This is a genomic window from Providencia sp. SP181 (assembly GCF_050446505.1).
Taxonomy (GTDB): domain Bacteria; phylum Pseudomonadota; class Gammaproteobacteria; order Enterobacterales; family Enterobacteriaceae; genus Providencia; species Providencia vermicola.
The window spans coordinates 121,499-130,258 of record NZ_JBBPXM010000010.1 but is presented as its reverse complement, the minus strand read 5'-3'; the positions used below and the strand labels follow the sequence as shown (position 1 = coordinate 130,258).

Genomic DNA, 8,760 nt, shown 5'->3' with positions numbered 1-8,760 from the left:
CTTAGCAACTAATCATTGTGTTATCCGTGTTCACGTCATTATGGCTTGTGATTAAAACGGAGAAATCCTTGTAAGCTTATCAATAATCTACTTAGCAACTCATCGTTGTGTGATCCGTGTTCTGTGTTTCTGTGTTCACGTCATTATGGCTTGTGATTAAAACGGGGGGATCTTTGCAAGCTTATCAATAGTTCCACTTGGCAACTAATCATTGTGTTATTAGTGTTCTGTATTTCTGTGTTCACGTCATTATGGCTTGTGATTAAAACGGGGGGATCTTTGCAAGCTTATCAATAGTCCACTTGGCAACTAATCATTGTGTTATTAGTGTTCTGTATTTCTGTGTTCACGTCATTATGGCTTGTGGTTAAAACGGGGTGATCTTTGTAAGCTTATCAATAATCTACTTAGCAACTCATCGTTGTGTTATCCGTGTTCTGTGTTTCTGTGTTCACGTCATTATGGCTTGTGATTAAAACGGGGGGATCTTTGCAAGCTTATCAATAGTCCACTTGGCAACTAATCATTGTGTTATTAGTGTTCTGTATTTCTGTGTTCACGTCATTATGGCTTGTGGTTAAAACGGGGTGATCTTTGTAAGCTTATCAAAAATCCTCTTAGTAACTCACTGTTGTTACTTCATTTTTCATCCGAACATCCCCCTTATTTTACTGTCCTAAATCGCCGCCCTCTGTGTTTATGGCACTTATTGTCATGGGTTTGCTTAGTCATTAACTGTTTTTTCATCGCTCTGGCTTATGATGATGAGACCTTCTAGGCTAATCGGTTGTTCATGTCGTCATTAACTAACTGAGGATTATTATTTTTCTTATCCTGTGCGATTCTTACCTTCTTATTATTTGTGATCATGCATAAGCCCCCATCGCTGACTCTGATAAAGCGACGTTTATACAAGAAAAGAGTATGAAAGACTAATAAGCTAATTAGCCGTCAGCTCAGTAAGTGACTTGTATTTTGTCGCTTAGATGAGTAGAGGATATTTTCTTGATTAACTCCGCTGGTTGTTTCTCTAATGGGCTAAGGAAGAAAAAACTAAATTAATCAATAATCCGCTCAGTAATTAACTTGTGTTATCACAGTTTTCATCACTTTCGTTGTCTCTTAGGTCGTATTTTTTGTTCACTGTTTTTCTCTCTTAGCACTTGATTGGTTCTTAGACTCGGAATACTCAATTCTAAGGATTTTTCCTACAGTCTTTTTTTCAGAATATTTTGCCTGTATTGTCGCTGTTAATTTCTGCTTGATTACTACTTGTATTCCTCATGATGGCTTTTTCATTTCTTTGTAAGGCTAGAGTTGGAAGAGCGTCAATGAGTCATTCGGGATATGGATAGGGTAACTGTTTATTGAACGATATTGCCGAGCGAAAGATGTTATTCACTAAATTTGATAGGCCATAACAGGGTGTGTTTGGTATACTGGCTACAGAGATAAGTTATAAAGCGTAGAATTTATCATTTCATTGAGATAAGTAGGAAGTTGAATTTGGCGAAAAGAACCTATTCAGTTCGATATATTGCAGGTCAACCCGCTAAACGTATTCAGCCGACACCTGTGCATATGCTAGGGGAATCTCTCCCAATCGGGTTACCTTTGTTTGCTGCCAGCGAAACTCTCGATGTTGTTATATGGAACATTTATAAACAGCAACGGCCAAATTGGAAAATAGCTTTAAGCGAGCTGGTTAAAGGTCGTAAGTTGATCTTATTACAAGAAGCTCAAATGTCCCCTGAGTTGATTTCTTTTGCTGCTTCTGAGCAGCTTATTGCAGATCAAGTCCCTGCTCTTCCTTTTTCTCCCCATCCGTCTGGAGTGATGACCCTTGCCACTGCTCATCCTATTTATTGCTGCCCATTACGAGAAAAAGAACCACTGCTTCGGCTCGCTAAATCAGCGTTGATTACGGTTTATCCCTTACCTAATGGGCAGCAATTAATGGTGGCAAATGTCCATGCTATTAACTTTAGCTTTGGGGTTGATGTTTATACAAGGCAATTGAATAAGCTTGGTATTCATATTAGTAAACATGTTGGCCCTGTGATTCTTGCGGGGGATTTTAACGCATGGAGTCGACAAAGGGTGAATGCGCTAAAACGCTTCATTCGCAGTGTGGGGTTAAAAGAAATTACGATTGATGAGGATCTACGGACCAAAGCTTTTGGTCGACCGCTAGATTATGTTTTTTATCGCGGGCTCAAAGCTATTGATAGTAAAGTATTAATCACAGATGCTTCTGATCATAACCCGATTATCACTCGGTTTGATGTGTCTAGATAATTAAGATTTTCACACCTTATTTTTCTCTGTTTTTATTGTAGATTTTATTCATATATTGATATGGAGAGTATCTCTTTGAAAACTATAATGTCAGCTATTTTATTATTAGCCCTTTCTCACACTGCAAGTAGTGCTAATTTAACGTTAGCTAAACATGCAGAAGCGCTCCCTCGTTTTGTTATTTATGATCCAGCATATCGACAGATCTCTTATCCTAATGGTGATATTCCAGAACATTACGGCGTTTGTTCTGATGTTGTTATTCGCAGTTATCGAAAAATGGGGATTGATCTACAAAAATTAGTACATGAGGATATGAAATCGAATTTTAGCAAATATCCGAGTCAGCGTATTTGGGGGCTGCGTAAAACGGATACCAATATTGATCACCGCAGAGTGCCTAATTTAGAAGTTTTTTTCTCACGTAAAGGACAGGAAAAACCTGTCACTAAAGATACAAAAGATTATGTGCCAGGTGATATTGTTACATGGCGATTAGATAATGGAAGACCACATATTGGCATTGTGACCTCTATAAAATCTGTTAATAATAAAAATTATTTGATTATGCATAATATTGGTTATGGTCAAGTCACGGAAGATGTTTTATTTAAATGGAAATTGATAGGTCATTATTCTTATTGAATTTTTTTTAAACTAAAATGGTTACAGTGATGATAGTTTTTATCATTAATTTATTCATGGGTATTTATATTTTAGTGTGATTAATTTTTCTTGTTGTTAGTTGAATTATATTCAATTAATTGTATTGGTAATTATTAGAATTGAACTATATTTAAAAGGTATCAGTTTTTTAATTTAATTGATGTCTTGCCATCCATTTTAAATATTTAGTTTGGAGATGTTATGATAAATATAGTGATCGTTGGTGGTGGTACAGGTGGAACAATGTTGGCAAACATATTGTCCCGAAAACTGAACAAAGAAATTTTCTCAAAAAAAATAAAAGTAACACTCATCACTGATAATCCTATTCATTATTACAAACCAGCCTTTATGTATGTTGCATTCAATTTATTTTTTAAAGAAGAATTGATGAGAGATCAGAGTTCACTATTAAGACCTGAAATTCAATTAGAGATTGATAAAATTGAATCATTCGATTTTAAAAATAAAGAACTACACTCTAGAAGTGGAAAAAAATATAATTATGATTTTTTAGTTGTCGCTACAGGATGCGTACCGAGGCCAGATAGAATTGAAGGATTGAAAGAGATAGGAAATCATTTTTATGCTTATGATGCCGCAAGAAAATTAGCGGATCAAATTGCTAAGATTGAAAAGGGACGTATTTTTATTACAGTATCATTTCCTGAAACACCAAATGTACCTCACCAATGCGGAATAGCACCAATGGAAACAACATTGATGCTTGATGAGTTCTTACGTAAACGGCGAGTTCGGGATAATATTGAAATTGTTTATACTTACCCGACGGTTTCACAATTACTGAGGAATTGTTTGTTTTTACAGCAACCCGTATGTGAAGCGATACCTGAAATTTTTAATATTAAAAACATCAAAGCCCAGCGCGGCTTTACCTTAAACAAGGTCGATCCAGATAAAAAAATTGCTTATTCGAAAGAGGGGGATGAGCAACCATTTGACATTTTAATTAGCACACCTCCAATTACAGCGGTTGAAGCCGTAGTGAATACAAATTTAAGCGAACATAAAAATGGTGAAGGTTGGTTACCAACGGACCATGAAACTATGCAAGTATATGGTACAGATGGTGTTTATGTTATTGGTGACACTGTTGATTTGCCAATAAGTAAAGCAGGAGGAAGCTGTCATAATCAGGCCGCCATAATTGCAGATAATATTTGCGGAGAGCTTACTTATGGATACCCTTCCGCTATTTATGATGGGCGTGTCCAAGCTGTTGCCCAAATGGGGCTTAATGCAGGGATGCCATTACAATACGATTATAAGCATGATGTAATTCCTACCCCAGCAACAAAAGTGGGAGGGTTATTAAGAAATGGTTTTAATCGAGGAATATATTGGGCTGCTATTCGTGGTTTAGTGTAATAGGAGAATAATCATGTCAAGTAATGATCAACAAGCAAAACTTCTGGAATTACTAAATAGCGAACCTGCAAATCATTTAGCGGAAAAAATAGCCCCATTATTATATTTACAGCGTTTTGACAATATAGTTGATTTATTATCTTTATTATCTGACCTCGTAGATATTATGGATACGGGGACGGTAGAAAAATTAGCAAATAGTTTTGAGGATACTTTAACGCCAGTGTGGGAATTAGGTACCGCTTATAACATGGCAAAGATGGAAGCCAAATATTCAGATAAAACACATAATTTTCGTTCTGTTTATAGTTTATTAAAAGATCCCGATACATTACGTGGAATAAGTACCGTTTTACGAACTTTACAAATTGTTGGTTCTCGATTGAATAAGACCCAGGAGGGGTAATATTTCGGAGGTGGTATGATTTTAGATAAATTGTATTCTTTTGATACTCGTGTGATACATAATTATTACGATCCTATCAAAAATTTAGGTTCACTAACTGCACCTATTTACCAGACATCAACTTATGTTTTTGACAGTGTAGAAGAAGGCGCTGCCTGCTTTAGTGGTGAATCGAATGGTTATATTTATACTCGTATCAACAACCCAACCTTGAGTCTTTTAGAAAAACGAATTGCAGATTTAGAGGAAGGGGAAGCTGGAATTGTATTTTCTTCTGGCATGGGAGCGATAACATCAACACTTTGGACGTTATTGAGCCCAGGTGATGAATTGTTGGTGGATATGACCGTATATGGTTGTACTTATGCATTTTTTCATCATGGTTTAGCACGCTTTGGTGTGAAGGTTCGCCATATTGATATGAGTGCACCAGAGAATATTGCTCGCGAATTAACCGATAAAACACGCATTATATTTTTTGAATCACCAGCGAATCCAAATATGCGTTTGGTAGATATTAAAACGGTAAGCGATATAGTTCATCAATACCGACAAGCTCACCAACAGGAAATATTCACGGTAGTAGATAATACCTATTGTACGCCTTATATTCAAAAGCCATTAGAATTAGGGGCTGATATCGTTATTCATTCATTGACAAAATATATGAATGGTCACGGTGATGTAATGGCGGGGGCTGTTGTGACGACAGAAGCCTTAGCGAAACAAATTAGATTGGTAGGGCTCAAGGATATGACAGGGGCTTGTTTATCTCCTCATGATGCAAATCTTGTGTTACGAGGAATGAAAACCCTCCCTGTTCGTATGGAGCGTATTGTAGAAAGCACGCAAATAGTGGCCGAGTATTTAGAATCACATCCTCATGTTGCTCAAGTGATGTATCCTGGGTTACCTAGTTTTGCCCAATATGAGCTGGCTCAAAGGCAAATGAGATTATTTGGGGGAATGATTGCGTTTGAACTTAAAGGTGGACTTGAGGCTGGTAAGCAATTTCTGAACCGTTTAAATTTATTTGCTCGAGCGGTTAGTTTGGGAGATTGTGAATCCCTTGCTCAGCACCCTGCAAGTATGACTCATTCAACTTATACCGCTGAAGAACGGCAACAGTACGGGATTAGTGATGGGTTAATTCGCTTATCAATTGGGCTTGAGAGTACGAGAGATTTGATTGAAGATCTTAAACAAGCGTTAGCATAATGAAAAAAAGCCCAATATCATTGTGATATTGGGCTCTGTATTACGAATACGAACGGTTATTTGGTTTGAAATTTACGCATAATGAAGAAGGTCACGCTGAGTATCGCGACCCACGCAAACCCAACTAGCAGCGCCACTTGTGTATCTTTAAAAAAGCCGAGCAATGCAATAACGAATACCATAAAGGCGATAGTAATCGCAGGCCCTACAGGCCAGAATGGCACAGGGAACTTCAGTTTTTTAACCTCTTCTTTGCTCATTTGACGGCGCATAGCGACTTGGGATAGTAGTATCATCAACCAAACCCAGACGGTTGCGAATGTCGCAATCGAAGCAATAATGACAAAGATTTTCTCTGGTAGCAGGTAGTTCAGGTACACACCTAATAACATCACGACAGACATCACTAAAACAGTGACCCAAGGCACACCGTTTTTCGTCAGCTTAGTAAAAACTTGTGGCGCCTGTTTGTCTTGTGCCATGCCATACATCATGCGGCCTGCGCCAAAAATATCACTATTAATTGCAGAAATTGCTGCTGTGATAACCACAACGTTCAAAATATTTGCGGCGGATGCGATATTTAAACTGGAGAAAATTTGGACAAATGGGCTACCATTTTGACCAATTTGGTTCCATGGATAGATACACATCAGGATAAATAACGTTAACCCATAGAATAATAAGATGCGAAGAGGCACCGCATTAATGGCTTTCGGGATGGTTTTTTCTGGGTTTTGCGCTTCGCTGGCTGTGATCCCAATCACCTCAATTCCACCAAAAGCAAACATAACAATGGCAAGAGAAGCAATCACCCCCGAAATACCATTTGGCATAAAACCGCCATGTTCCCACAAGTTTTGGATGCCTACAGCATGGTCAGTTTCTTGGCCAAAGCCGTAAAACATCAAGAAGGTTCCACCGATAATCATCGCAATGATTGCGGAAACTTTCACTATGGATAGCCAGAACTCCATTTCACCGAAGATTTTGACGTGGCATAAATTTAGCGCACCGATAAATAATACAATGCTTAATACCCATATCCATTGATCAACATCTGGGAACCAAAAGCCCATATACATCCCAAAAGCGGTGATATCTGCTAAGCAAACAACCAGCATTTCAAAGACATAATTCCAACCCGTTAAAAAGCCTGCGAGGGGGCCCATATAATGGCTAGCGTAGTGCGAGAAAGAACCAGGGACAGGATGATGAACGGCCATTTCGCCTAAAGCGCGCATGACCATAAATACGGCAGCACCGCCAACCATATAGGCCAGCAGAACTGCAGGACCCGCAGCTTGAATTGCGGATGCGGAACCATAGAATAAACCAGTCCCAATCGCAGACCCTAAAGCCATAAAGCGAATGTGCCTGACACTCAGTCCCTTTCTGAGTTGGTTTGTTTGACTACTTTGCATGTCTTTTCCTGTCTTTTCTTAGGAGATATCGTTCCGAATGTAATTTCGGTATTGTTTATTAAGTTGGACGTACATTATTGAACCCAAGATGGCTACATTATCACAAACTCCCTTGTTCGTGAGATAGATATCTGCAATATAATGTCCACTTAGTTAACTAATTTAGGAGTGATATGAAATACCCAATTAATGAAATCTTCCAAACATTGCAGGGAGAGGGGGTTTTTACAGGTGTTCCAGCAGTTTTTATTCGTTTACAAGGCTGCCCAGTAGGGTGTAGCTGGTGTGATACCAAGCAAACGTGGGAAAAAGAACAAGACAAACAAACCACCCTTGGTGATATCGAATTAAAGACGCTTGATTCAGATACATGGGCTATGGCTGATAGCGACGAATTGATTCAATTGATGAAAACGAAGGGGTTTACAGCAAAGCATATTGTGATTACAGGGGGAGAACCTTGTATTTATGATTTAACGCCACTAACGGAGTCATTAGAACAAAGCGGGTATCAATGCCAGATTGAAACCAGCGGAACTTACCCTATTCAATGCACAGAAAAAACATGGGTAACGGTTTCACCAAAAGTGGGTATGAAAGGTGGGCTTAAAGTTTTGGCTCAGGCAGTTAACCGAGCAAATGAGGTTAAACATCCTGTTGCACGGGAAAAAGATATTGAGGCTCTAGAAGCTATTTTAGCGTTGCGTACATCAGTTAACCCGCCAATTGTTGCATTGCAACCGATCAGCCAAAAAACAGCAGCCACAAAATTGTGTATTGAGATGTGTATTCAACGAAATTGGCGTTTATCCATTCAAACACATAAGTATTTAAATATTCAATAATTGAAACCCCAGCCATAAAAAGTGATATGGCTGGGGAAAAACCACTCTACATAATGGTATTATTTAAGCTTCCCCGCGATAAACACAGCCCGCAGTACAGGTTTCTTTCACAGTGACCGCGCTGAGTAATGGCAAATGGGGTTTCGTTTGTTGCCAAATCCACTGTGCTAAAACTTCACTTGTTGGGTTCTCTAAGCCTGCAATATCATTCAAGTAATGGTGGTCTAGTTGTTCCCAAATCGGTTTGAATATCCCTTTGACCTCAGAAAAATCAATGATCCAGCCACTGTGTGCATCGACTTCACCCGTGATTTCCAAACGCACCATGAAAGAATGCCCATGAAGGCGTCCACACTTATGCCCCTCAGGAACGTGGGGTAATTTGTGTGCAGCTTCGAAGGTGAAATCTTTATAGATAGTTGTGCTCATTAGTGGCTCCTTAGTGTTAATAAACAGCGTATTGTACTGTATTTTTAGAGCAGATTGTCGTTATTTGCCAAATTATCGCTAACCT

The 8,760-nt window shown here is 38.6% G+C and carries 8 protein-coding genes; 6 read left to right on the top strand and 2 right to left on the bottom strand.

The genetic code is table 11. The features are described 5' to 3' along the window. Positions 1-1,506: 1,506 nt before the first annotated feature. The 5 genes from AABS66_RS16610 (at position 1,507) to megL (ending at position 5,977) form a co-directional block, all read left to right on the top strand. Positions 1,507-2,298 (top strand): endonuclease/exonuclease/phosphatase family protein, encoded by a 792-nt coding sequence (locus AABS66_RS16610; protein ID WP_206086877.1) that lies wholly within the window; start codon positions 1,507-1,509, stop codon positions 2,296-2,298. Positions 2,299-2,385: 87 nt separating this feature from the next. Beyond that, positions 2,386-2,943 (top strand): DUF1287 domain-containing protein, encoded by a 558-nt coding sequence (locus tag AABS66_RS16605; protein WP_241016922.1) that lies wholly within the window; start codon positions 2,386-2,388, stop codon positions 2,941-2,943. A 222-nt stretch (positions 2,944-3,165) separates the two neighbouring features. Then, positions 3,166-4,353 (top strand): NAD(P)/FAD-dependent oxidoreductase, encoded by a 1,188-nt coding sequence (locus AABS66_RS16600; RefSeq protein WP_206086875.1) that lies wholly within the window; start codon positions 3,166-3,168, stop codon positions 4,351-4,353. Positions 4,354-4,366: 13 nt separating this feature from the next. After that, entirely contained in the window at positions 4,367-4,759 is a 393-nt protein-coding gene (locus AABS66_RS16595) for a hypothetical protein (RefSeq protein WP_206086874.1), read from the top strand. 15 nt (positions 4,760-4,774) lie between these two features. Beyond that, complete coding sequence (gene megL, locus AABS66_RS16590; RefSeq protein WP_206086873.1) at positions 4,775-5,977, top strand: methionine gamma-lyase; 1,203 nt, start codon at positions 4,775-4,777, stop codon at positions 5,975-5,977. Between the two features lie 56 nt (positions 5,978-6,033). Here the strand turns inward: megL and AABS66_RS16585 are convergent, their stop codons facing one another. Then, on the bottom strand, positions 6,034-7,401 hold the full coding sequence (locus tag AABS66_RS16585; protein WP_206086872.1) for an amino acid permease: 1,368 nt from the start codon (positions 7,399-7,401) through the stop codon (positions 6,034-6,036). Positions 7,402-7,574: 173 nt separating this feature from the next. Here AABS66_RS16585 and queE point away from each other — a divergent pair, with 173 nt between their 5' ends. Next, positions 7,575-8,246, top strand: a complete 672-nt coding sequence (gene queE, locus AABS66_RS16580) for a 7-carboxy-7-deazaguanine synthase QueE (protein ID WP_272574270.1) — start codon at positions 7,575-7,577, stop codon at positions 8,244-8,246. Between the two features lie 63 nt (positions 8,247-8,309). Here queE and queD read toward each other — a convergent pair whose 3' ends face one another. Then, on the bottom strand, positions 8,310-8,675 hold the full coding sequence (gene queD / locus AABS66_RS16575) for a 6-carboxytetrahydropterin synthase QueD (RefSeq protein WP_206086870.1): 366 nt from the start codon (positions 8,673-8,675) through the stop codon (positions 8,310-8,312). Between the last annotated feature and the right edge of the window lie 85 nt (positions 8,676-8,760).